Below are 22337 nucleotides of genomic sequence, written 5' to 3'. Positions count from 1 at the left end.
ATCACAGCTGAGTCGTGGCCTCGGGTTCGAGCCCGGCGACGAGCGAGAAGATGCAGACCGCGAACATCAGCCCGGCGTAGCCGGCGAGCACCGCCCGGCTGGCGGGCTTGAACGTCTGCTCGACCCTGGCCACCAGATCGGCGGGCACTCGGCTGGGGTCGGCACCGACGGCGCGACCCCACTCCAAAAGCAGCGTTTCGGCCTCGGTGACCTGCGGGTTGTCGGGGTCGTCGCCACCGTTGCGCAGTTCGCCTTCGAAGAACGCGGTCGGATACGGCGCCGGCACGGCTCGCGAGAGGGCGAGCGAGAACAGGGTGACGGCGCGTTCACCGACGAGCGCCTCGAGTTCGTCTTTCACGTCGAACCATCGCGTGTACGCCTCGAAGACGGTGACGTTGTTCAGCAGCGCGCGGTCGAGGGGCGACAGCGGGCCGGGATGCTCGTCGGCGAACCGGTTTCGTGCGGCGACGGCGTCGTGCGACAGTTCAGCGTCGGATGGCACGGGCAGAAATCCCATGCCGCCAGCCTAGGGCGCACATCCGGCCCGACGGCAGGAGTTACGCCGCCAGTCGGCCTTCCGCGGCCGGCAGCAGCGGCACCTCGTCGAAGACGCCCGCACGAATCGCCTGGAACACCTCGACGGCAGCCTGGGCGAGGCGGCCGTGACTTCCCAGGCCCCGGCGGCGCGCCATCCGGTCGTCGTGGATGGCAACCTCGGCGGTGTCGGCGATGCGGGCGCCGAGCGAGCGCGCCCAGGCAGCCGTCATCTCGGCGACCAGCGGGTCGTTGGACTCGATGCGCACCTGCTCGCCGCGGTGGAACGGCCGGGTGCGCACCAAGGCCCGCGCGATGAGACCGGCGCCGAGATACGACACCACCTTGTCGTCGCTCACCCAGGAGGGCACGCCGAGCACGTCATCCTGGTCGATGAGGATGAGCCTGTCGAGCTGCTGCCCCGCGTCGCGCCAGGCGACCCGGTCGCGCGGCGCAAAGCCGTTCGTGTCGGGACCGACGGCGTCGACGACACCGACGATGAAGCCGCGCCCGCGCCGCGTCGGACGCAGCCGAAGACGCCCGATCGTCGGACGCGGAACGAGGGTCGGGCTCGGAGCGCTCATGCGCTGTCGCGTATCAGTGAGGTTCGTAGGCATACAACCTCAATAACGCGAGCGATTCACCCGCTATTCCCGGCCGGCGGGGGCATTCCGGATCAGAAGACCTTGCCGGGGTTCAGGATGCCCGCAGGGTCGAAGACCTGCTTGATCTGGCGTTGAAGGGCGAAGGAGTCGTCGCCCAGCTCATCGCGCAGCCAGCGCTTCTTGAGGATGCCGACGCCATGTTCGCCGGTGAGGGTGCCACCCAGCCGCAGGCAGTCGAGGAACATCTCGTCGGCCGCCGCCCAGACGTGATCGGGCACGTCGACGTGGCCGCCCACCTCGGGCGCGTCGAACACGAAGTTCGGATGCAGGTTGCCGTCGCCGGCGTGCGCAACCGTGGGGATCTCGATCCCGTACTTCGCCGCGATGCGCTCGATCGACGCGAACATCGCCGGAAGCGCGCTGCGCGGCACGGCGACGTCTTCGATGAGCACGGTGCCCAGCCGTTGCAACGACGGATGGAACGCCCGCCGGATGTCGAACAGGCGCTTCGCTTCGTCGGCATCCTCGGTTCGTTCCACGACGCCGCCGAGCGACCGCATGATCGCGGTGATCGACTCCGCCTCCTCGACGGAACCCACACCGTCGGTTTGGGCGAGTAGCAGCGCCCCGTCGCCGAGGTCGATGTCGAGGTGCGCGGCGATATTGCGCACCGCCCCGGGGTCGAGCAGTTCCATGATCGCCGGGGTGATGCCGCTCGCACTGACCACGCTCGATGCCCGCGCCGCCTGCTCCACGGTGGGGAACGCCGCCTTCACGGTGACCGGGATGCCCTTCGGCAGCGGCCGCAGGCGCAGCGTCGCCTCGACGATCACGCCGAGCGTGCCCTCGGAGCCGATCATCAGCGCCGTGAGGTCGTAGCCGGTCACGCCCTTCACGGTGCGGTGCCCCAGTTCGAGCAGCCGGCCGTCGGCGAGCACGACCTTCAGACCGAGTACCGCCTCGCGGGTGACGCCGTACTTGACGCACAGCAGGCCGCCCGCGTTGGTGGCGATGTTGCCGCCGATCGTCGAAATGGCGCGGCTCGCCGGGTCGGGTGCCCACCACAGGCCGCGGTCGAAGAGGGCGGCGTTGAGGTCGGCGTTGATGACGCCCGGTTCGACGACGGCGAGTTCGTCGTCGAGCGAGACCTCGAGCACCCGGTTCATCTGCAGCGTGCTCACCACGATCTCGCCGTCGCTGCCGATCGCGCCTCCGGCCAGGCCGGTGCCGGCTCCGCGCGGGACGACGGGGATGCGGTGCTCGGTCGCGAACCGCAGCGTCGCCTGCACGTCGGCGATCGTGCGCGCCTCGACGACCGCGAGCGGGAACGTGGGGGCGACATGACCCGACTTGTCGGCTCGGGCGTCGTCGAGGACGGCCCGGTCGGTGCGCACGATCTCGCCGAGCTCGGCCAGCAGCGGCTCGAGCCCCGTGACAGGCTGGCCGGCCTCGAGGGTCATGGTCGCAAGCGTAATCGGGCGGAGGCGATGTCTGATTTCCGCGACTCGGGGTCGGTCGCTCGTGCGACCCTGGGGGCATGGACGGGTGTGCCGAGAAGGCCGAGTTCGCCGAGAAGTACGGCGCACTGGCTTCGAAAGATTCCCGGTTCGATGGGCAGTTCATCGCCGGCGTGCACTCCACCGGCATCTACTGCCGGCCCAGTTGCCCCGCCATGACGCCGAAGCCGGGCAACGTCTCGTTCTACCGCACCGCTGCGGCTGCCCACGAAGCGGGATTGCGCGCCTGCAAGCGATGCCAGCCGGATGCCGTGCCCGGTTCGCCGGAATGGAACCTGCGCGACGACCTCGCCTCGCGGGCGATGCGCCTGGTGCACGACGGTGTCGTCGAACGCGAAGGCGTGAGCGGTCTCGCCTCCCGGCTCGGGTACACGCCCCGGCATGTCACCCGGGTGCTCACCGCCGAACTCGGCGCCGGCCCGCTGGCGCTCGCCCGCGCGCATCGGGCGCAGACCGCGCGGTCGCTGCTCGCCGCGACCGACCTGCCGGTCACCGACATCGCCTATGCGGCCGGGTTCGGGTCGTTGCGGCAGTTCAACGACACGATCGCCGAGGTCTACCGCGCGACCCCGAGCGAGCTGCGGGCGCTCGCGCGCCGCGGAGCGCCCCAGCCGCGGGACGCGGGCACGATCACGCTGCGCCTGCCTGCCCGAGCGCCGTTCGACGGGCCCGGCCTGTTCCGCTTCTTCGCCGACCACGGCATCCGCGGCTTCGAGGAGGGCGATGACACCCGCTACGCCCGGCCGCTGCGGTTGCCCGGTGGTCGGGCACAGATCGACGTGACGCCGGACCCGACCGGAGTGGTGCTGCAAGCCCGGCTCGCCGCGCTCGCCGACCTTCCCGCGCTGACGGCGCGGGTACGCCGGATGTTCGACCTCGACGCCGACTCGGTCGCGATCGACGCGCACCTCGCCCGCGACCCCGACCTGGCCCCGCTCGTCGCGGCGGTGCCCGGCATCCGCATTCCCGGCAGCGCGAGCGGCGAGGAGGCGCTGTTCCGCACCCTCGTCGGGCAGCAGATCTCGGTCGCCGCGGCACGCACCGTGCTCGGCCGCCTCGTCGACCACTTCGGCGACTTCCCGACGGCCGCGCAACTCGCGGAGCACGGCGGGGAGGTGCTGCGCGGGCCACGCACCCGGGTGGACGCCATCATCGGGATCGCCGAGGTGATCGCGGCCGGTGACCTTCCGCTGGACCCCGCGACGCCGGTCGTCGAACTGCGAGCTCGGCTGCTTGCGCTCCCCGGGGTGGGCCCGTGGACGGCCGAGTACCTGGCGATGCGCGCCCTCGGGCATCCGGATGCCTTTCCCGCGACCGATCTCGTGCTCGCCCAATCCGCCGCCGCCCTCGCAATCGACCCCTCTCCCCGCCCGTCGTGGGCGCCGTGGCGTTCCTACGCCGCCCTCCACCTCTGGCGCAATCGACCGCTGAGAAACCCGATCCCCGCGGCTCAATCCGCGTTGTAACCTGGCGACGATGTTCGTCTCGGTCGTGATCCCCGCCCGCAACGACGCCGAAATGCTGGCGCGTTGCCTCGCGTCGCTCGCGCGCCAGCGCCGGCTGCCCGACGAGGTCGTTGTCGTCGACAACGGCTCGACCGACGACACCCGCATCGTCGCCGAGGCCGCCGGTGCGCGGGTGATCTGGGAGCCGATCCCCGGCATCCCCCGGGCGTCGGCGGCCGGGCTCGACGTTGCCCGCGGAGACCTGATCGCCCGAATCGACGCCGACTCGGTCTGCCCACCGGAGTGGCTCGAATACGCAGTCGCCGCGTTCGTCGACGATCCCGACCTCGATGTGATCTCAGGCTCGGGCGACTTCTACGACGCCGGCCCGATCAAGCGTCGCCTCGGCAGGTCATGGTGGGTCGGCGGCCTGTACTGGTCGATGACGATCTACCTCGGGCACGCCCCGATCTTCGGCTCCAACTTCGCGATGCGGCGGGAGGTGTGGGAGGCGATCGGCCCCGACGTGCACCGCGACGCGGTCGACATCCACGACGATCTCGACCTCAGCCTGCACATCCAACCGTGGATGACGGTGCGCTACGACCCCGAGCTGGTCGTCGGCATCTCGGCGCGCCCGTTCGCGAGCTGGTCGGGTTTCACGCGGCGCCTGTCGTGGATCATCCCGACTCTGCGCAACCACTGGCCCGACGATTCCCCGTGGGCGCGTCGGGCGGCACGCCGCCGCTACGCCGAGGAGCGCGACATCGAGCGGGAGAAGCTCTCTTAGGTGCCTGCCTAGTTCGCCAGATTCGCCGACGCGAACAGGGCGAGCATGTCGCGGGACAGCTGGTTCGGCGCCGTCTCGCACGGGCTGTGACCGGTGGGGTAGACGACGAGACGCGCCCCGATGCGGTCGGCGAACTGCCGATGCAGCTCGGTGGGCCACAGGTCGTGCGAGCCGACCGCGACCAGCTTCGGCACCGGCGACGCGGCGACGGCATCCCGCACGTCGGGGGCGCGTTTCATGAGCCGGATGATGTCTTCCATGCTGCGTCGGCTGGTGAAGTCGAATCGCATCCTGACGAAGTCGAGGCGCAGCGGCGGCACGTGGTTCTGGTTGGAGCGGATGCCCCAGGTCATCAGTGCGGCGCCGATGCGCCCGCCGGTCAGGAAGGTGTACGGCCCGAGGCCGCGCACGCCGCGGAATCCATTGCCCGGCTCGGGCGGGGTCGCCAACAGTGTCAGGCTGCGCACCAGATCGGGGCGCCGCACGAGGGTCAGCATCGCGACGGTGCCGGCGAACGAGTAGCCGAGCACATGAGCCGGGGCGCCATCGTCGAGGAAGGCGATGAGGTCGTTCACGAAGAGGTCGTAGTCGTAGCGCTTCCCCTTCGCCGGGCCCGCTGAACCCGACTGGTACTGGCCGGCCATGTCGAACGACTGCACGAAGTACCCGCCGGCCGCGAGCACCGGCAGCATGAGAACGAAGTCCTCTTTCGACCCGGAGACGCCGGGCACGAGAACCACCCGAGGATGCGCGGGGTCGCCGAGCGAGACGACCGCCAAATCGCCGCTCGGGGCACGGAACCGGGAGGCGACAGAACCGGGCGCGGGCACGGTCCAGTCGCGGTCGGTCAGCGCGCGGTCGAGCCGCTCGGCCTCGTCGGCGGGTTCGCCGGAGACCTCCTGGTAATGGTCGAACACCCCGTCAGGATACTGACGGGGTGTTCGACCGTCGTACTACCGACCGGTCGCGTCGGGGGCGCGGTCGACATCCCCGCGCCATGCACCCGACTCGACGCCCTGCGCCTCGATGATCTCCTTGAACTTCGCCAGGTCACGGCCGACCTGGAGGTCGTCGATCTGCAGAGCCGCCCCCGCGGTCTCGACGAAGCCCTCGGGCTCCCAATCCAGTTGCAACGTGACGCGCGTCTGGTCGTCGGAGAGGCGATGGAAGGTCACCACGCCCGCGTGCTCGGGTCCGCCGATGCTGCGCCAGGCGACCCGCTCGTCGGGGTGCTGCTCGGTGATCTCCGCGTCGAACTCCCGCTCGACGCCGCCGACCGACACCCTCCAGCGCAGGTGTTCGTCGTCGACCTGCGTCACTTGGTCGACTCCGCTCATGAACTCGGGAAACTCCTCGAACTGGGTCCACTGGTTGTAGGCCGTGCTCACCGGCACGGCCACGTCGATGCTCTTCTCGATGGTGGTCATGGATCCACCCTGCGCCGCCGCATGCCCTACCGGGAGCGGGTTGACAATCCCCCGTCGCTGACGCAGCCTGCGACCTACCATCGGAGCATGCCGCCCGCAGGTGAGACCGAGTCAGAACGCATCGCCCGCAACTGGGACGAGATCCTTCAGGAGTTGCGCGTCATCCAGACGGGCACCCAGGTGCTGCTCGGGTTCCTGCTGACCATCCCCTTCCAGGCCGGCTTCGCCGACATCGACTCCCGGCAGATCGGCGTCTACCTCACCCTCGTGGTGGTCGCCGCCCTCGCGACGATCTTCGCGCTCGCCCCGGTCGCACTGCACCGCGCGTTGTTCCGCCGCGACGCGAAGCCCGAACTGGTGCGTGCCGGTCATCTGTTGATGCGGCTCGCCCTGGTGGCCATCTCGCTCGCGCTCAGCGGTACCGTCTACCTGATCTTCGCCGTCGTCATCGACGGCGTCGCGGCCCTTATCGCGGGCGGCGGGGCCCTCGCCCTGACGGTGGCGTTGTGGGCGGTGCTGCCCTCGTTCCTGCGGGGACCGCCCGAGTGAGCACCCCCGCGGTCTGGCGGCTTGCCCTGCGACGCGCGATCCACGGGTTCGTGCGACACCGAGGAATCGACGCCGCCGCCGCGCTCACCTTCTTCTCACTTCTGGTGTTGCTGCCGGGAGCACTGGCGGTGGTCTCGGTGTTCGCCATCTTCGACGACCGCGACCGCGCCGTCGACGACCTGGTGGCGATCCTCGACGTCGTGCTGCCCGACCAAGCGGCACGCGACCTCGAGGGCGTGTTGCGCGAACTGTTGAGCCTGGGAAACCCCTACCTCGCGCTGGCCATCGCGCTCGTACTCGTGCTCTGGACCGCTTCGGGTTACGCGACGGCATTCGGCCGCGCCGTGAACGCGATCTACGAGGTGGAAGAGGGTCGGCCGTTCTGGGCGTTCCGCGGGCGCATGCTGGTGGTCGCGCTCGTGCTCACGCTGCTCGGTGCGATCCTCATCACCGTGCTGTTCGGCCCGGGCGACCTGCCGCTGTGGGCGATCCTGCGCTGGCCGGTGCTGTTGGCGTTTGCCGTGCTCTTCGTCGCCGTACTCTACGCGTATACGCCCAACGTCATCCGCCCGCACCTGCGGTGGGTGAGCGTCGGCTCGAGTGTGGCCATCCTGATCTGGATCGTCGCCACCGCAGGCTTCGCCCTCTACGTGCGACTCGTCGACCACGGCGCAATCTACGGGTCGCTCGGCGGCGTCATCGTGGGGCTGTTGTGGCTCTACCTCACCAACGCCGCACTCATCGCCGGGGTGGAGCTGGATGCCGAGTTCACCCGCGTGAAGCAGCTCGCGAGCGGCGAAGACGTGGCCCGCACTTTGAACCTGCCGGTGCGCGACAGCCGGCGCATCCGCATGCTCGGCCGTCAGCGCCGCGCCGACATCGCCGCCGCGCGTGAGCTGCAGGAGGATGCGGAGTAGCGAGGGGTCTAGCTCGGTCGGCGCCTGGGGGCAAGCCCTTACCCGTGCGGGCGAGGCTGAAGTAGACCGGAAGCATGTCCACCGCAACCGACAGAAACCCCGTCACCCGCTACCCCAACCACGACTTCCCGCGCCAAGAGCAGGAACAGCCGGGGCTGACGAACCGCACCGAACCCACCCCCGACCACGGCGAAGAGTCGTACCTGGGCACCGGCAAACTCGCCGGCATGCGCGCTCTCATCACGGGCGGCGACTCGGGGATCGGCCGCGCCGTCGCGATCGCGTTCGCCCGCGAGGGGGCGGATGTCGCGATCTCCTACCTTCCCGAAGAAGAAGAGGATGCCGCCGACACGACGCGCTGGATCGAACAGGCCGGGCGCACCGCCCTGCGCCTGCCGGGCAACGTGCGTAGCGAGGCCGAGTGCACGTCGCTCGTCGACGAGGTCATCGACGGGCTCGGGGGCATCGACATCCTGGTGCTGAACGCCGCCTACCAGCAGAATCGCGACGGGCTCGAGAACATCCCGACCGACGAGCTTGAGCGGGTCTTCGACACCAATCTCTACGCGCCGCTGTGGATCGCTCGGGCTGCGATCCCGCACCTGAAGCCCGGGTCGTCGATCATCACGACCTCGTCGATCCAGGCGTTCAACCCGTCGCCGCAACTCATCGACTACGCCATGACGAAGGCGGCCCAGGTGGCCTTCACGAAAGCCCTCGCGCAACAGCTCGGCGCCCGCGGCATCCGCGTCAACGCCGTCGCGCCCGGGCCGATCTGGACGCCGCTCATCCCCGCGACGGCGTGGCCCGACAAGGTGCCGACGTTCGGGCAGGACACGCCGCTCGGCCGAGCCGGGCAGCCGGCCGAGTTGGCGCCCGCCTACGTCTTTCTCGCGTCGCCCGAGTCGTCGTACGTGTCGGGCGCGATCCTGCCGGTGACCGGAGGAAAGGGGCTGTAGCGGAAGGGAGAGCGGCATGCCTCAGGGACGCGGATCGAGTCGCTGAAGGATCCGGAACTCTACGAAGAGCTGCGCGACGACGGCGCGAGCAAGCAGAAGGCGGCGCGTATCTCGAATGCGGCCGGGGCCTGCGGCCCTTCTCGCCATAGAACCCTCTCTGACGTCGGAGAGCCCCGCGCGCGGGGTTCTGGAACGTCAGAGAGGGTTCTATGGCGCACCGTCGGCACGAGTAGCGTAAACGGCATGTCGTTCATCACGCGTGGGTTCACCGGTGGTGGCCGGGAGCGGGATCCGCGGCTGCCGCCCGGGCAGACGCTCGTCGCCGACTGGCCGGTGCTCTCGGCCGGGCCGACGCCCGAAGTCAGCACCGACGGGTGGACGTTCTCGGTGCGCACTGAGACTGGCCTCACCACCTTCACCTGGGACGAGCTGCTCGCCCTCGGCGTCGACGACGTGACCGTCGACATCCACTGCGTCACCCACTGGACGAAACTCGACATGGACTGGCGCGGGGTTTCGCTCGACGCGATCTTCGAGAACATCGAGACGAGCGCCGACTACGTCATGGTGCACAGCCACGGCGGCTACACGACCAATGTCGCACTCGACGACCTCCTCGGCGGCAAGGCCTGGATCGCGACCGAAGCCGAAGGCGAGCCGCTCGAACCCGAGCACGGCGGCCCGGCCCGGCTGCTCGTGCCCGCGCTGTACTTCTGGAAGAGCGCCAAGTGGGTGCGCGGCCTGGTGATGATGGATGACGACGAGCCCGGCTTCTGGGAACAGAACGGGTATCACATGCACGGCGATCCCTGGACCGAAGAGCGCTATTGGTAACTCGAGTTCGGCCTGTGTGGGCCGTCGGCACCGTCACCGAGGTGATGTCCGAAACCCCCACGGCGCGCCGCATCGTGCTCGACGTTCCGGGCTGGCCGGGAAACGACGCCGGGTCGCACCTCGACATCCGGCTCACCGCGCCCGACGGGTATCAGGCGAGCCGCTCGTACTCGATCGCGTCCTACGGGTCATCGCAGCGGCTGGTACTCGCGGTCGACGACATCCCGACCGGTGAGGTGTCGCCCTTCCTCACCCACGAGCTGCGCGTCGGCGACCAACTCGAGGTGCACGGGCCGCTTGGCGCGTACTTCGTGTGGCGTCCCGCCGGCTTCGGGTCGACGACCGGCCCCGTGCAGCTGGTCGGCGGCGGGTCGGGAATCGTGCCGCTCTACGCGATCGCCCGCGCAGCCGCCGACGCTGGGCGGATGGGCGACTTCCGGTTGTTGTCGAGCGTGCGCTCGCCGGGTGACCAGTTCTTCGCCACCGAATTGGATGACCTCGCGGCGTCGGGCCTGCGGATCGACCGCGTCTATACGCGCGTCGCGCCGGCGGAGTGGCCGCTACCGCCCGCGCGGCTGACGCGCGAGACGCTCGCGCTCGCGATCCCGGATGCGGCGTCGCTTGAGCGGTCGTACGTGTGCGGCCCGACCCCCTTCGTCGAGGCGGTCGCCGGGTGGCTCATCGACCTCGGCCACTCCCCCGGCACCATCCGAACCGAACGTTTCGGCGGCGCGTAGCCCCGCCCCCACATCGGTGGTTGAGTAGCGACCGCCGTCAGGCGGCCGCGTGTCGAAACCACACCCCGAGTGACCCGTGTGGTGTGGTTTCGACACGCCGCCTTCGGCGGCTACTCAACCACCGAGTTCGGTCAGCCGGCCTTCTTCTTTGCTGCCGGCTTCTTCTTCTTGGGAGCTGCGTCGGCATCCGACCGCTTCGACTCCACCGAGCGACGCAGGGCCTCCATGAGGTCGAGCACTTCGCCGCCGCCCTCGGTCTCGCGCCCGAAGGTGGCCTCGGTGTCGAGCGCGTCGCCCTGTTCGAGTTTCGCTTCGATGAGCGTCTTCAGCTGCTCCTGGTAGTCGTCGGTGAACTTCTCGGGCGTGAAGTCGCTCGCGAACGAGTCGACGAGCTGCCGACCCATCTTGAGTTCGTCGGCCGAGATGCGCGGCGTCTCATCGAGTTCGGGGAACCGGGCTTCGCGCACCTCGTCTTCCCAGAGCAGGGTCTGCAGCACGAGCACGTCGTCGCGCACCCGCAACGCCGCGAGCCGGGTCTTCTGGCGGAGGGCGAATTGCACGATCGCGGTGCGGTCGCTGTCTTCGAGGGTGCGCCGCAGCAGCACGTACGCCTTGTTCGACTTCGAGTCGGGGGCGAGGTAGTAGGCCTTCTCGAACATGATCGGGTCGATCTGATCGCTCGGCACGAACTCGACCACGTCGATGTCCTTACTGCGCTCGACCGGCAGCGCCGCGATGTCATCGTCGGTGAGGATGACGGTCTCTTCGCCGTCGACGTAGGCCTTGGCGATGTGTTCGTAGTCGACGACCTTGCCGCAGATCTCGCACTTGCGCTGATACCGGATGCGGCCGCCGTCTTCGTCGTGCACCTGGTGCAACGAGACGTCGTGGTCTTCCGTCGCCGAGTACAGCTTCACGGGCACGTTGACCAGCCCGAAGCTGAGGGAACCCTTCCAAATGGAGCGCATCTGCCCATTCTCACCCTCGGTGGGTAGCTTGGGAAAGGTGGTTGCCAGAGCGCGCGGGAAGGGCACGGAGCAAATCGTCTCCGTCGGTGGCCACCGCCTGAAACTCACCAACCTCGACAAGGTGCTCTACCCCGAGACCGGCACGACGAAGGCCGAGGTTCTCGACTACTACACGCGGGTCGCGGATGTGCTCATCCCGCACGCCCGCAACCGACCCGTCACCCGCAAGCGCTGGGTCGAGGGCGTCGGCAGCGACGCGAAGCCGGGCACGGTGTTCTTCGAGAAGAACCTGCCCGACTCAGCGCCGTCGTGGATCTCGCGCCGCGACATCCAGCACTCCGATCACGTCAACAGCTATCCCCTGGTGAATGACCTGGCGACCCTGGCGTGGATGGCGCAGCAAGCCGCGCTGGAACTGCACGTGCCGCAGTGGCGGTTCGGCAAGGGAGGCGCCCGGCAGAACCCCGACCGGCTGGTGCTCGACCTCGACCCCGGCGAGGGCGCGGGGCTTGAGGAATGCGTCGAGGTCGCGGGACTCGTGCGGGCGATCCTGACGGGGATGGGGCTCGAGGCGTTTCCGGTGACGAGTGGCTCGAAAGGCATCCATCTGTATGCCCCGCTCGACGGCGAACAGACTTCGGAACAGGTCTCGCTCGTCGCGCACGAGCTTGCTCGGGCGCTCGAGGCGGATCATCCCGACCTCGTGGTCAGCGACATGAAGAAGACGCTGCGAGCCGGCAAGGTGCTGCTCGACTGGAGTCAGAATAACGGCAACAAGACGACGATCGTGCCGTACTCGCTGCGGGGCAGGATGCGACCCACCGTCGCGGCGCCGCGCACCTGGGACGATCTGCTGGCCCCCGACCTGCGGCAGCTCGAGATGCACGAGGTGCTGGAACGGGTCGCCGCGGGCGGCGACCCGGCGGCCGACCTCGAGCGGGAGATCTGGCACTCGTCGGAGGCCGAGGAGAAGTTGGCGCAATACCGGTCGATGCGGGATGGCGCGAAGACGCCCGAACCGATGGGCGGGGTTTCGACAGGCTCAACCAACGTCGGGGCGGCGGGCAACTCGTTCGTCATCCAGGAGCATCACGCGACGGCGCTGCACTACGACTTCCGGCTCGAACGCGACGGCGTGCTCGTGTCGTGGGCGGTGCCGAAAGGCGTGCCGACCGAAGTGGGCAAGAACCACCTGGCGGTGCACACCGAAGACCACCCGCTGGAGTACGGCCAGTTCGAGGGCGCGATCCCGAAGGGCGAGTACGGCGCGGGCACGGTCACAATCTGGGATCGCGGCTCGTACGACCTGGAGAAGTGGCGTGACGACGAGGTGATCTTCACGATCCACGGCGAGAAGCACGGTTCCCACCGGCTCGCGTTGATCCAGACCGGCGGCAAGAACTGGCTGCTGCACCTCATGAAAGACCAGCAGCCCGTCGACTGGGACGACCCCGAGAGCGTCGCCGCCTCGAAAGCGCGCAAGGCCGCGGGATCGGCGGGATCGTGGAAACGCGTGGGAGCCGAACCGCGCCGCGGGCTCAAGCGCGGCAAGTCGGTCGTCGGCGGGCGCACGAATGCGGCCGGCACGGTGCATCCGATGCTCGCCACCCTCGCCGACCTCGACACCTTCGAGCGAGGCGACGACTGGGTGTTCGAGATGAAGTGGGACGGCTACCGGGCGATCGCGACCGTGCGTGACGGCGCGGTGGAATTGCGGTCGCGCAACGGGCTCGACTTCACCCCGACCTACCCCGAGTTGCAGGCGCTCGCTGAAGCGACGGATGGCGACGCGGTGCTCGACGGCGAGATCGTCGCCCTCGACAGCGCCGGGCGGCCGTCGTTCGGACTGCTGCAGACCCGCTCGGGCATCACCTCTCCGCGCGACGTCGAGCGCGCGCGCAAAGCCCAGGGGGTGCAGTTCTTCGCCTTCGACATCCTCGAGCGCGACGGGCGTTCGCTCGCCTCCCGGCCGTACACGGAGCGCCGCGCCGAGCTGCGCGAGGCGGTGCGGGATGCCGACGTCGTGCGGGTTCCCCCGGATGCCGGCTCCGACCTCGACGACGCCGTGGCGACCAGCCGGAAGCTGCGACTCGAAGGCGTCATCGCAAAGCGCGCGGGCTCCCCGTACCGACTCGGTCGTCGCTCACGGGACTGGCTGAAGATCAAGCACACCCTCAGCCAGGAGGTCGTCGTCGCCGGCTGGCGGCCGGGTAACGGGGCGCGGTCCGACACGGTCGGGTCGCTGCTCGTCGGCATCCCGAGTTCCGAGGGGTTGCAGTACGTCGGCCGGGTCGGCAGCGGCTTCAGCGACCGGGAACTGACCGGCTTGCGCACCCGCCTCGACCGGATCGCCCGCGAGACGAGCCCGCTCGTCGACGTACCGCCGGTCGACGCGAAGGATGCCCGCTGGGTCACCCCGAAACTCGTCGGCGAGGTCGAGTACGCCGAAGTGACATCCGACGGCCGGCTGCGTGCGCCCACCTGGCGTGCCTGGCGCCCCGACAAGAACCCCGAAGAAATCACCTGGGAGGTGCCCTGATGGATCGTGAACCGTACAGCGCAGAATACGAGCCGAACCCCGACGACGAACGCATCGAGCCGCTCGAGACCGACGACGACGTGCAACCCCCGCCGCCGACGCTCGACCCCGACGAACGCATCGAGCAGACCGACGATCGCGACATCGCCCTCGACGACGACCGCCCCGCCTGACGACCCTTCCCCTGCGGACTGCATCGATTTGCGTCGAGCGCAATTGGGTGATTGCGCGCACTCGACGCAAATCGATGCAGTCGGCGTCGTCAACCCTCAGTAGAGGAAGAAGATGGGCGCCCAGTCGGGATTGCGGGCGTGCACGATCGCGAGAAACACCAGGGCGTCGAAGAGCAGGTGCACGGCGAGCACGTAGCCGAGCGACCGGGTCTTCGCGAACAGGTAGCCCTGCAACAGCGCGAAGGGGGCTGTGAGGAGAGGCCCCCACGCCTGGTACCCCAGCTCCCAGAGGAACGACACGAAGATCACCGCTTGCAGGATGTTGGCCTGCCACAGCGGGAAGTGCCGACGCAGCAGAACCAGGGCCGTACAGATGAAGAACAGCTCGTCCCAGGTGCCGACAGCGTTGACCCCGATGAAGAAGCGCAGCAGCTCGCCGCCGTCCTCGAGCGGCGGCCAGTTGAGGTAGGCCCCCGACCGGATGAAGTAGAACGGCAGAATCAGGTACCCCAAGAGCGGCACCGCGAACAGATAGGCGATCTCGAGTCGCGTCTTCTTCTCGCGTGAACGCCAGGGGAACCGGATGACTTTTCGCCGGTAGACGAACCGATCGAGCAGGAACGGCACGAGCACGGCCAGCCCGAGCACGACTCCGATGCGGATGAACGACGGCCACGAGACATCCGCTTTGACGTTGGTCGTCGACACGATCGCGATGCCGACCCCGATCAACACGAGGTCTTTGCCGAGTTCCCGATCAATGAGCACGGCGGCGATGAGCGATGCGGCCAGCAGCGGTGCCCCGACCGCGTGCAACTGCAGCCCGAAGAAGAAGAACGCCGACAACGACACCCCGGCGGCGGGCAGGAGCTTCCAGCTCCAGTTCGCGTGCGGTGCGGTTTCGATACGCCCGCTCGGCGGGCTACTCAACCCGCGGGAATCGAGGCGCCCGCCGCGCGGGCTACTCAACCGGTGGCTCTTCGAACTTCGGCAGATCGATCACGCCGGTGGTCGGCACCATGCCCGACAACCGTTCGGGCGACAGCACCCGCCGCACGTCCTCGGCCGCCATCAGACCCTGGTCGACGACCAGTTCGGCGATCGAGGCGTTCGTGGTGAGCGCCGTGTGCGCGAGGGTCGCCGCCGCGGCGTACCCGATATACGGCGTAAGCGCCGTCACGACGCCGACGCTCATGCCCACCTGTTCGGCAAGCCGGGCCGTGTTCGCCTCGATGCCCTCGATGCAGTTCACCCGCAGCGTCGTGCAGGCGTGCGTCATCCAGTCGAGCGACTGCAGGATGCTGTGCGCGATCACCGGTTCGAACGCGTTGAGTTGCAGTTGGCCGGCCTCCGCCGCGGCGGTGACCGTGGCATCCGCCCCGATGACGGCGAACGCCACCTGGTTGACCACCTCGGGGATGACCGGGTTGACCTTGCCGGGCATGATCGACGACCCCGCCTGGCGGGCGGGCAGGAAGATCTCGCCGAGCCCCGCCTGCGGGCCCGACGACAGCAGCCGCAGGTCGTTGCAGATCTTCGACAGCTTCACCGCCGCGCGCTTGAGCGTTCCGGATGCCGTCATGAAGATGCCGGCGTCGGCGGTCGCCTCGATCAGGTCGGGCGCCGTCTCCTGCGGGATGCCGGTGACCTCTTCGAGGTGGCGGCGCACCGCCTCGGCGTAGCGCGGGTCGGCGGTGATGCCCGTGCCGATCGCGGTCGCGCCCATGTTGATCTCGTTCAGCCACGGGATGACTTCCGAGAGCCGGTCGAAGTCTTCGGTGAGGGTGCGGGCGAAGCCCTTGAACTCCTGCCCGAGCGTCATCGGCACGGCATCCTGCAGCTGGGTGCGCCCCACTTTCAGGATGCTGGCGAACTCGCGCCCCTTCTGGGCGAACGCCTCGGTCAGCAGCACGTGCTCTTCGAGCAGCTTCTGGATGCCGAACACCATCGCGAGTTTGATGGCGGTCGGGTAGACGTCGTTGGTCGACTGCGACCGGTTGACGTCGTCGATCGGGCTGAGGTGCTGGTACTCGCCGCGACCGTGACCCATCATCTCGAGGCCGATATTGGCGATCACCTCGTTGGCGTTCATGTTGGTGCTCGTGCCGGCACCGCCCTGGATCACCCCGACGACGAACTGGTCGTGGAACTCTCCGGCGATGATGCGGGTGCACACGGCGTCGATGATGTCGGCCTTGGCCGGCTCGAGCACGCCGATCTCTTTGTTGGCGCGCGCCGACGCCTGTTTCACGTACGCCAGGGCGCGCAAGAGGCTCGGGTAGTTCGAGATCGCGCGACGCGATATCGGGAAGTTCACCAACGCTCGCGCGGTATGGATGCCCCAATAGACGTCAGCGGGAATCTGCATCGATCCCAGCGAGTCGTTCTCGGTTCTGGTGGGTCCGCCGCCGGTCAGCACGCTTGTGGCGGGCTCGGGACCGTTCGTCGGTTGGACAGGTGCGGTTGCCTGCATGAGATGAAGCCTAGGCGGGCGAGCGCCGATACGTCAGGGGAAATCCCATCTGAAGAAGTCCGCGCCACCGCGAAGGGGTGCGACCCGAAGGGGGAGCCCCCGAATCGGGGAATATCCCTCGCTTCCGCCCCGCCGTAGTGTCAGCACCAGTCGCGATGGGGGTTGCGATCAAGGGGGAAAATCCGATGCACTCGCCGCGAGTGTTGGGCGTAGTCGCTCTGATAGCGATTCTCGTCGCAGCCGTCAGCTTCGCCGTCGTCGACGTGACGATCGCCGACGGCTGCGGCGCGGACGCCTGCCGGGCCGGCATCCCGATCGTCGCCATCACGTTCGTCGCACTCGGCGCCCTCGCGGCCCTGGTCAGCGTCATCCCGGCGGTGACCTGGATCGTCGAAGCGATCCGCACGGCGCGAGCCGCGAGCAACGAAGACGACCGCGAACTCGCCCGGGCGGCGCGTGCGCGGCCCGTGTACCCGGACGACGAGCTCTGATGCCGCCACTCACCAGCGGGGCGCACTGTCGGGGCATCGGCTGCGATCATGCGCAGCCGTCGTCGGGCGGTGACGGGGATGTTGTCAGTCCAGCCGACCGACGGCGAGAACCCGCACGACCGCGACACCTTCTTCGGCTGACGCCGCGAGGTCGACTTCGGCGGTGATCGCCCAGTCGTGATGCCCGGCGGGGTCGTCGAGGATCTGCCGTACGAGCCAGCGCTCCGGTTCTTCGTCGATGACGAGACGGGCGACACTTCGGGCATCAGGGCCGGTGCCGATCTCATCGTGCTCGGCGTAGTAGGCGTCGAGCGCCTCGCCCCACGGAACTCCCGGGTCGAGGGCGAGCAGCTCGTCGTCGCGTTGCAATGCGGCCGCCTGCACTCGCCGCCACAGGGCGTTGCGCACGAGCACCAGGAACGCTCGGCGGTTGGTGACGACGCTCGTCGGCGGCGGCGGCAGCACCGGCTTCTCCCCCGCCACCGGTTCGGCCGGGTTCTGTAGCGCCGCCCACTCGTCGAGCAGGCTGGAGTCGACCTGCCGCACGAGTTCGCCGAGCCACTCGATGAGGTCCTGCAGCTCGTCGGTCTTCAACTCGTCGGGGATCGTCTGCCGCGCCGCACGGTACGCGTCGGAGAGGTAGCGCAGCACGAGCCCTTCGCTGCGGCCGAGCTGGTAGAACGCGACGTAGTCCGAGAACGACATCGCCCGCTCGTACAGGTCACGCACGACCGACTTCGGTGACAGTTCGAAGTCGCGTACCCAGGGCTGGGATGCCGCGAAGGTCTCGAACGCCTGCTCCAGCAGCTCGTCGAGCGGCTTGGGCCAGGTGACCGCCTCGAGCAGTTCCATCCGCTCGTCGTACTCGATGCCGTCAGCCTTCATCGCCGCGACCGCCTCGCCGCGGGCCGTGAACTGCTGTTGCGACAGGATCGGCCGCGGGTCGTCGAGCGTCGCCTCGAGCACGCTGATCATGTCGAGGGCGTAGGTCGGCTGGTCGGGATCGAGCAACTCGAAGGCGGCGAGCGCGAACGGTGACAGCGGCTGGTTGAGCGCGAAGTTCGGTTGCAGGTCCACGGTGAGTTGGGGGATGCCGTCGCGCACCTCCACGACGCCGGCCGCGGTGAGCGTGCGATAGATGCCGAGGGCCCGTCGGGCCAAATCGCGCTGCCGTTCGGGCGGCTCGTGGTTGTCGAAAACCAGGGCACGCACGTTCGCGAACGGGTCGCCCCCCTCGCGTCCGATCACGTTGATCAGCATCGCGGCGGTGATCTGCATGGATGACGTGAGGGTTTCGGGCTCGGCGGCGATGAGCCGTTCGAACGACGCCGGGCCCCACGACACGAAACCTTCGGGCGCGCGCTTCTTGGGCCCGCCTTTCTTGCCCTTCGCCTCCGCCTTCTTCGCGGCGATCTGATTTTCAATCTCGTGTTCGGGCGCCTCGGCCACGACATCCCCCGCGGTGTCGTGCCCCGCCCGGCCGGCCCGCCCGGCGATCTGGTGGAACTCCCGCGCCGAGAGCTGCCGCATCTTCACGCCGTCGAACTTCGTCAGCGCGGTGAGCAGCACCGTGCGGATCGGCACGTTGATGCCGACACCGAGGGTGTCGGTGCCGCAGATGACCCGCAGCATGCCGAGCTGTGCCAACTGCTCGACAAGCCGGCGGTACTTCGGCAGCATCCCCGCGTGGTGCACGCCGATCCCCGCCCGCACGAGCCTCGAAAGCGTGGAGCCGAAGCCGGGCGAGAACCGGAAGCCGCCGATCTCGGCCGCGATCAGGTCGCGCTGTTCGCGCGTGGCGACGCGCGCCGAGAGCAGGGCTTGTGCGCGCTCGACTGCGGCGGCCTGCGCGAAATGCACGATGTAGACCGGCGCCAGCCGCTCCTCGAGCAGCGACTCGACCGTCTCGTGCACCGGCGTCGTGACATAGCGGTAGTGCAGCGGCACCGGACGTTCGACGCCGGTGACGTGCGCGACCTCGCGACCGGTGCGGCGCTCCAGGTCGGTGGAGATGTCGGTCAGATCGCCCAGTGTCGCCGACATCAACACGAATCGCGCGCGGTTCAGCACCAGGAGCGGCACCTGCCACGCCCAGCCGCGCTGCGGGTCGGCGTAGAAGTGGAACTCGTCGGCGATGACGACATCCACCTTCGTCTCGGCGCCTTCGCGCAACGCGAGGTTCGCCAGGATCTCGGCCGTGCAGCAGATGATCGGCGCCTCGGGGTTGACGCTCGAATCCCCCGTCACCATGCCGACGTTCTCGGGGCCGAACACCTCGACCAGCGCGAAGAACTTCTCGCTCACCAGTGCCTTGAGCGGCGCCGTGTAGAACGACCGCTGGCCCTGCGCCAACGCGGCCGCATGTGCGGCGATCGCCACCAGCGACTTGCCCGTGCCCGTCGGCGTGGAGAGAACGAGGTGCCGCTCCAACACGAGCTCGAGCACCGCCTCCTCTTGCGCCGGATAGAGCCGCAGCCCGCGCGACCTCGCCCACTCGTCGAACGCCTGCACGAACGAATCCGCGTCCCACGGCGCCGGCAGGGCGGCGACCAGAGCCGTCTTCTGCATCGACGAGGTGGGCGGCATGAGTCGAGTCTGCCTTGTCCCTCGGGGTGGGGTAGCCATGCCCCCACCTCGGGGTGGATCGCGCGGGTACCCCGAATCGGACTCAACACTTAGAATCATCTGGGAATCCTGTACTCGACAGGGTCGCGGGCCTAAGGAGCGTGCAGTCGTGGCAGACGACGACGTCCGCGTACCTGCGGGTTGGTATCCCGATCCGCTCGGGCTTCCGCAACTGCGCTGGTGGGACAACCACGCCTGGACCGAGCACACCTCGGACGCCCGCCAGCCCATGGTCGCCGAAGCGATGACCGCTCAGCCGAGCTTCGCTCAGCCGCGGCAGACCGCGCCGGCGACGCGACTCGCGTTCGCCGACGACCTGCCGTTCGCCGACGACCTCGCCGATCCCGCAAATCTCGCCTACCCGCTTCACGACCTCGACAGCGACGTCTCGCTGCCGTCACGTCGCACCCTGCGCGAAGCCGAGCGTCTCGTCCCCGACGACGACACGGTGCGTGACCTCACCGGCGACGCCTCCGGCTTTGCCGACCCGCTGCCCGAACTCGAGGCGCCTTTCCTGGGAAGCCAGATCGACGCCGAGCCGTCACCCGCCGTGCGCTACGCACGCGCCGCGGGCATCGCCGACGCCCCGCGTTCGATGCGGTACGACCTCGCTGAGAGCCACGAAGACCTCCTCGGCGAAGCATCCGTGCCGCGCTCGGCCTTCGACCACGCCTCATCGTCGACGACGACGTTCATCCCCGACTATCCCACCGAGGCCAAGCCCGAGCCCGAGACATTCCGCGCCCACGGCTCGCACCGTGCCCGGCTCGCCCACGCGCCGCGCATCAGCACCGTGCCCGGGTGGTTGCTGCCGCTTCTGCCGCTCTACATGCTGCTCGTCGGCATGATGGTGCTGCTGAGCGGCGTCGATGCTTCGTTCGCCCCGATCACGGCGGCCCTCATTCTCGGGGTCCCGTGGCTGGCGAGCATCATCCTCGCCATCATCGACCGCCGCATGCTGCTCGCCGGCGGCATGGAGTCTCCCGCGCACTGGGCGTGGGCGATTCTCGGCGCACCCGTCTATCTCATCGCCCGGCTCGTCGCGACCGTGCGCGAAGCCGGAACCGGCTTCGGTCCGGTTCTCACCTTCTTCACCCTCGGGATCTTCATGGTCGGGGCGGTCGTCGCCGTGCCCGGACTCGTCATGGGGCTGCTGCCGGAATCCTTCTCGCTCGAAGCGGAACGTTCGGTTGTCGCCGACGCCCGCTCGCTCGGCATGGACCTGCAGATCGACTGCCCCACCACTCCGCCGATGCTGGTACAGCAATCGTTCACCTGCCAGGGGACGAACAACGATGGCGACACGTACGACGTCGTCGTCAGCCTGCAGCGCGCCAACGGTTGGATCGACTGGCGAGTCGACAGCTGGGGTGTCTTCACCATGGGCTCCTGACACACCCGAACGGGGTCATGAGACCTCCAGTCGCCATCCCTAGACTGGGCTCAGCTTTTGTACCACCGCAGTTGCAGCCTTCGCATTCGTCTTCGCCGTTTCCGGCCCGAAGGAGTTGAGTCTTGACCGACCAGGCGATCCGAGTCGTGCCAGCAGGCTGGTACGAAGACCCCGCCTCGAGCGCTCACGTGCGCTGGTGGAACGGGCTCTCCTGGACGGAGCACACGGCGATCAAGCCGACGCCCCAGCCTCAGCCGGTTGCCACGACGTACGCCGACGACTTCGCCGACCGCCGATTCGGTGACGGCTATGCCGGCAATTCCGGTGTCACGGCCGGCGCCACGACGGCCGAACACCTCACCGCGGCCGACCAGGTCACGACGTCGACCGGGTCGACGCAGACCCCCGAGATGCTGGCCCGCATCGCCGAGGCCCGTGACCTGGAACGCCAGTACGGCATCAGCACCGAAGAGAACGACGTCATCATGCGGGCGGTGCAGAAGGGTCACACCGACTCGAGCGCCGCCTCGAGCGCCGCCTCCGACTACCGCCCGTGGAACGCCGAGCCCGAACCCGAGTACGAGGAGCCCGGCACCCTGACGGCATCCGCGTGGTTCATCGCGCTGTGGCCGCTCCTCACGCTCGTCGCCGCTGCCACCGCCGCCTATCTCGCCTTCTACGTGATGCCCGAGCCGAGCGTCGCCGGCGTGCCGCTGGTCGCCGGGATCGTTCTCGTGCCGACGCTGCTCACTCTCATCTGGGCAGCGGTGGATGCCCGCCAGCTGCGGTCTCGCGACTTCGAGCCGGCGAGCCCCGCGCTCGCTCTGCTCGGACCCCTCGTCTACCTGATCGGCCGCCGCACCCGGGTGAAGGGTTCGGGGCCGCTCGTGACCCTCATCGTGCTCACCCTCCTCGCGGTGGGGGGTCCGGTCGCGGCGTACCTGACCGGGTCGGCGGTTCCCGTGACGAAGGCCGTCGAGATTCAGCAGACCGTGCAAGCCGACCTCGTCGGCAACGGTCGGCTCGCCTCGGTGTCGTGCCCGGTGCTCGTGCCGGAGCTCGATCGGGGCTCGCTCTACACCTGCGACGGCGTGCTGCCCGACGGCGGCTCGAAGCTGGTGTGGGTGAGCATCGACACCGCCGGCGGCGACTTCTCGTACGCCCTCGCGGTGCGCTGACCCGCCGCAGCCGCCGAGCTACGTCGCAAGCCACGCTTAGGCTGAGCGGGTTATGCGGCTCTTCATCATGAAGCGGGGGCGGCTCGGGTTCGCCAGGGCTTGTGGCCGCCGGCGGCGAGCAGGATGCGGAGCCGGTAGTTGTCGAAGTTGCGGAACCCGTGGGCGAGCCGTCGGGTCTTCTCG

21 protein-coding genes and 1 pseudogene are annotated in these 22337 nt (G+C 68.9%); 13 read left to right on the top strand and 9 right to left on the bottom strand.

All coding sequences use genetic code 11. From position 1 onward, the window contains the following. Window position 1: 1 nt before the first annotated feature. The 3 genes from WBL06_RS13155 to WBL06_RS13145 form a co-directional block, all read right to left on the bottom strand. Window positions 2-517: a hypothetical protein gene (locus WBL06_RS13155; RefSeq protein ID WP_424456786.1), complete on the bottom strand. Its 516-nt coding sequence runs from the start codon at window positions 515-517 to the stop codon at window positions 2-4. Between the two features lie 40 nt (window positions 518-557). Continuing rightward, entirely contained in the window at window positions 558-1118 is a 561-nt protein-coding gene (locus WBL06_RS13150) for a hypothetical protein (protein ID WP_424456784.1), read from the bottom strand. Between the two features lie 92 nt (window positions 1119-1210). Next, complete coding sequence (locus tag WBL06_RS13145) at window positions 1211-2599, bottom strand: FAD-binding oxidoreductase (protein ID WP_424456782.1); 1389 nt, start codon at window positions 2597-2599, stop codon at window positions 1211-1213. A 77-nt stretch (window positions 2600-2676) separates the two neighbouring features. On the opposite strand from WBL06_RS13145, the gene WBL06_RS13140 reads away from it, so the two are divergent. Next, the gene (locus WBL06_RS13140; RefSeq protein WP_424456780.1) at window positions 2677-4122 is read left to right on the top strand and encodes a DNA-3-methyladenine glycosylase 2 family protein; all 1446 of its coding nucleotides are present in this window, start codon (window positions 2677-2679) and stop codon (window positions 4120-4122) included. A 10-nt stretch (window positions 4123-4132) separates the two neighbouring features. After that, on the top strand, window positions 4133-4891 hold the full coding sequence (locus WBL06_RS13135) for a glycosyltransferase (protein WP_424456779.1): 759 nt from the start codon (window positions 4133-4135) through the stop codon (window positions 4889-4891). Window positions 4892-4899: 8 nt separating this feature from the next. Here WBL06_RS13135 and WBL06_RS13130 read toward each other — a convergent pair whose 3' ends face one another. Both WBL06_RS13130 and WBL06_RS13125 read right to left on the bottom strand, forming a co-directional pair. Continuing rightward, window positions 4900-5808 (bottom strand): alpha/beta fold hydrolase, encoded by a 909-nt coding sequence (locus WBL06_RS13130; RefSeq protein WP_424456777.1) that lies wholly within the window; start codon window positions 5806-5808, stop codon window positions 4900-4902. Between the two features lie 36 nt (window positions 5809-5844). Beyond that, complete coding sequence (locus WBL06_RS13125; RefSeq protein ID WP_424456775.1) at window positions 5845-6318, bottom strand: SRPBCC family protein; 474 nt, start codon at window positions 6316-6318, stop codon at window positions 5845-5847. 87 nt (window positions 6319-6405) lie between these two features. Between WBL06_RS13125 and WBL06_RS13120 the strand changes: the two genes are divergently transcribed. The 6 genes and pseudogenes from WBL06_RS13120 (at window position 6406) to WBL06_RS13095 (ending at window position 10314) form a co-directional block, all read left to right on the top strand. Next, window positions 6406-6867 (top strand): DUF6328 family protein, encoded by a 462-nt coding sequence (locus WBL06_RS13120; RefSeq protein ID WP_424456773.1) that lies wholly within the window; start codon window positions 6406-6408, stop codon window positions 6865-6867. Then, entirely contained in the window at window positions 6864-7784 is a 921-nt protein-coding gene (locus WBL06_RS13115) for a YihY/virulence factor BrkB family protein (protein WP_424456771.1), read from the top strand. The genes WBL06_RS13120 and WBL06_RS13115 overlap by 4 nt, the downstream gene beginning before the upstream one ends. Before the next feature lie 74 nt (window positions 7785-7858). Beyond that, window positions 7859-8743: an SDR family oxidoreductase gene (locus WBL06_RS13110; RefSeq protein ID WP_424456769.1), complete on the top strand. Its 885-nt coding sequence runs from the start codon at window positions 7859-7861 to the stop codon at window positions 8741-8743. Window positions 8744-8776: 33 nt separating this feature from the next. Continuing rightward, window positions 8777-8860: pseudogene (locus tag WBL06_RS13105) on the top strand (DUF7218 family protein); the annotation flags it as partial. Window positions 8861-8986: 126 nt separating this feature from the next. Beyond that, entirely contained in the window at window positions 8987-9577 is a 591-nt protein-coding gene (locus WBL06_RS13100; protein ID WP_424456767.1) for a molybdopterin-dependent oxidoreductase, read from the top strand. Between the two features lie 14 nt (window positions 9578-9591). Continuing rightward, window positions 9592-10314: an FAD-binding oxidoreductase gene (locus tag WBL06_RS13095; protein ID WP_424456765.1), complete on the top strand. Its 723-nt coding sequence runs from the start codon at window positions 9592-9594 to the stop codon at window positions 10312-10314. Window positions 10315-10445: 131 nt separating this feature from the next. On the opposite strand, the gene WBL06_RS13090 is transcribed toward WBL06_RS13095, so the two are convergent. Further along, entirely contained in the window at window positions 10446-11282 is an 837-nt protein-coding gene (locus WBL06_RS13090; RefSeq protein ID WP_424456763.1) for a Ku protein, read from the bottom strand. Window positions 11283-11319: 37 nt separating this feature from the next. On the opposite strand from WBL06_RS13090, the gene WBL06_RS13085 reads away from it, so the two are divergent. Both WBL06_RS13085 and WBL06_RS13080 read left to right on the top strand, forming a co-directional pair. Continuing rightward, window positions 11320-13821 (top strand): ATP-dependent DNA ligase, encoded by a 2502-nt coding sequence (locus WBL06_RS13085; protein ID WP_424456761.1) that lies wholly within the window; start codon window positions 11320-11322, stop codon window positions 13819-13821. Next, complete coding sequence (locus WBL06_RS13080) at window positions 13821-13994, top strand: hypothetical protein (RefSeq protein WP_424456759.1); 174 nt, start codon at window positions 13821-13823, stop codon at window positions 13992-13994. Before WBL06_RS13085 ends, WBL06_RS13080 begins: the two co-directional genes overlap by 1 nt. Window positions 13995-14090: 96 nt before the next feature. Here the strand turns inward: WBL06_RS13080 and WBL06_RS13075 are convergent, their stop codons facing one another. Both WBL06_RS13075 and WBL06_RS13070 read right to left on the bottom strand, forming a co-directional pair. Next, window positions 14091-14963, bottom strand: coding sequence for a CPBP family intramembrane glutamic endopeptidase (locus WBL06_RS13075; RefSeq protein ID WP_424456757.1), 873 nt, complete (start codon window positions 14961-14963; stop codon window positions 14091-14093). After that, window positions 14956-16467, bottom strand: coding sequence for an aspartate ammonia-lyase (locus WBL06_RS13070; protein ID WP_424456755.1), 1512 nt, complete (start codon window positions 16465-16467; stop codon window positions 14956-14958). Before WBL06_RS13070 ends, WBL06_RS13075 begins: the two co-directional genes overlap by 8 nt. A 185-nt stretch (window positions 16468-16652) precedes the next feature. Here WBL06_RS13070 and WBL06_RS13065 point away from each other — a divergent pair, with 185 nt between their 5' ends. Then, window positions 16653-16958 carry a hypothetical protein gene (locus WBL06_RS13065; RefSeq protein ID WP_424456753.1) on the top strand — a complete coding sequence of 102 codons (306 nt, stop codon included), beginning with the start codon at window positions 16653-16655 and terminating at the stop codon, window positions 16956-16958. Between the two features lie 84 nt (window positions 16959-17042). On the opposite strand, the gene WBL06_RS13060 is transcribed toward WBL06_RS13065, so the two are convergent. Beyond that, window positions 17043-19544, bottom strand: coding sequence for a DEAD/DEAH box helicase (locus tag WBL06_RS13060; RefSeq protein WP_424456751.1), 2502 nt, complete (start codon window positions 19542-19544; stop codon window positions 17043-17045). 148 nt (window positions 19545-19692) lie between these two features. On the opposite strand from WBL06_RS13060, the gene WBL06_RS13055 reads away from it, so the two are divergent. Beyond that, window positions 19693-20976, top strand: coding sequence for a DUF2510 domain-containing protein (locus WBL06_RS13055; RefSeq protein WP_424456749.1), 1284 nt, complete (start codon window positions 19693-19695; stop codon window positions 20974-20976). Between the two features lie 122 nt (window positions 20977-21098). Continuing rightward, window positions 21099-22154, top strand: coding sequence for a DUF2510 domain-containing protein (locus WBL06_RS13050; RefSeq protein WP_424456747.1), 1056 nt, complete (start codon window positions 21099-21101; stop codon window positions 22152-22154). The last annotated feature ends 183 nt before the right edge of the window (window positions 22155-22337 follow it).

The sequence above is a fragment of the Pseudolysinimonas sp. genome, from assembly GCF_049651805.1.
Taxonomy (GTDB): Bacteria; Actinomycetota; Actinomycetes; order Actinomycetales; family Microbacteriaceae; genus Pseudolysinimonas_A.
This window is presented reverse-complemented; position numbering and strand designations above follow the sequence as displayed.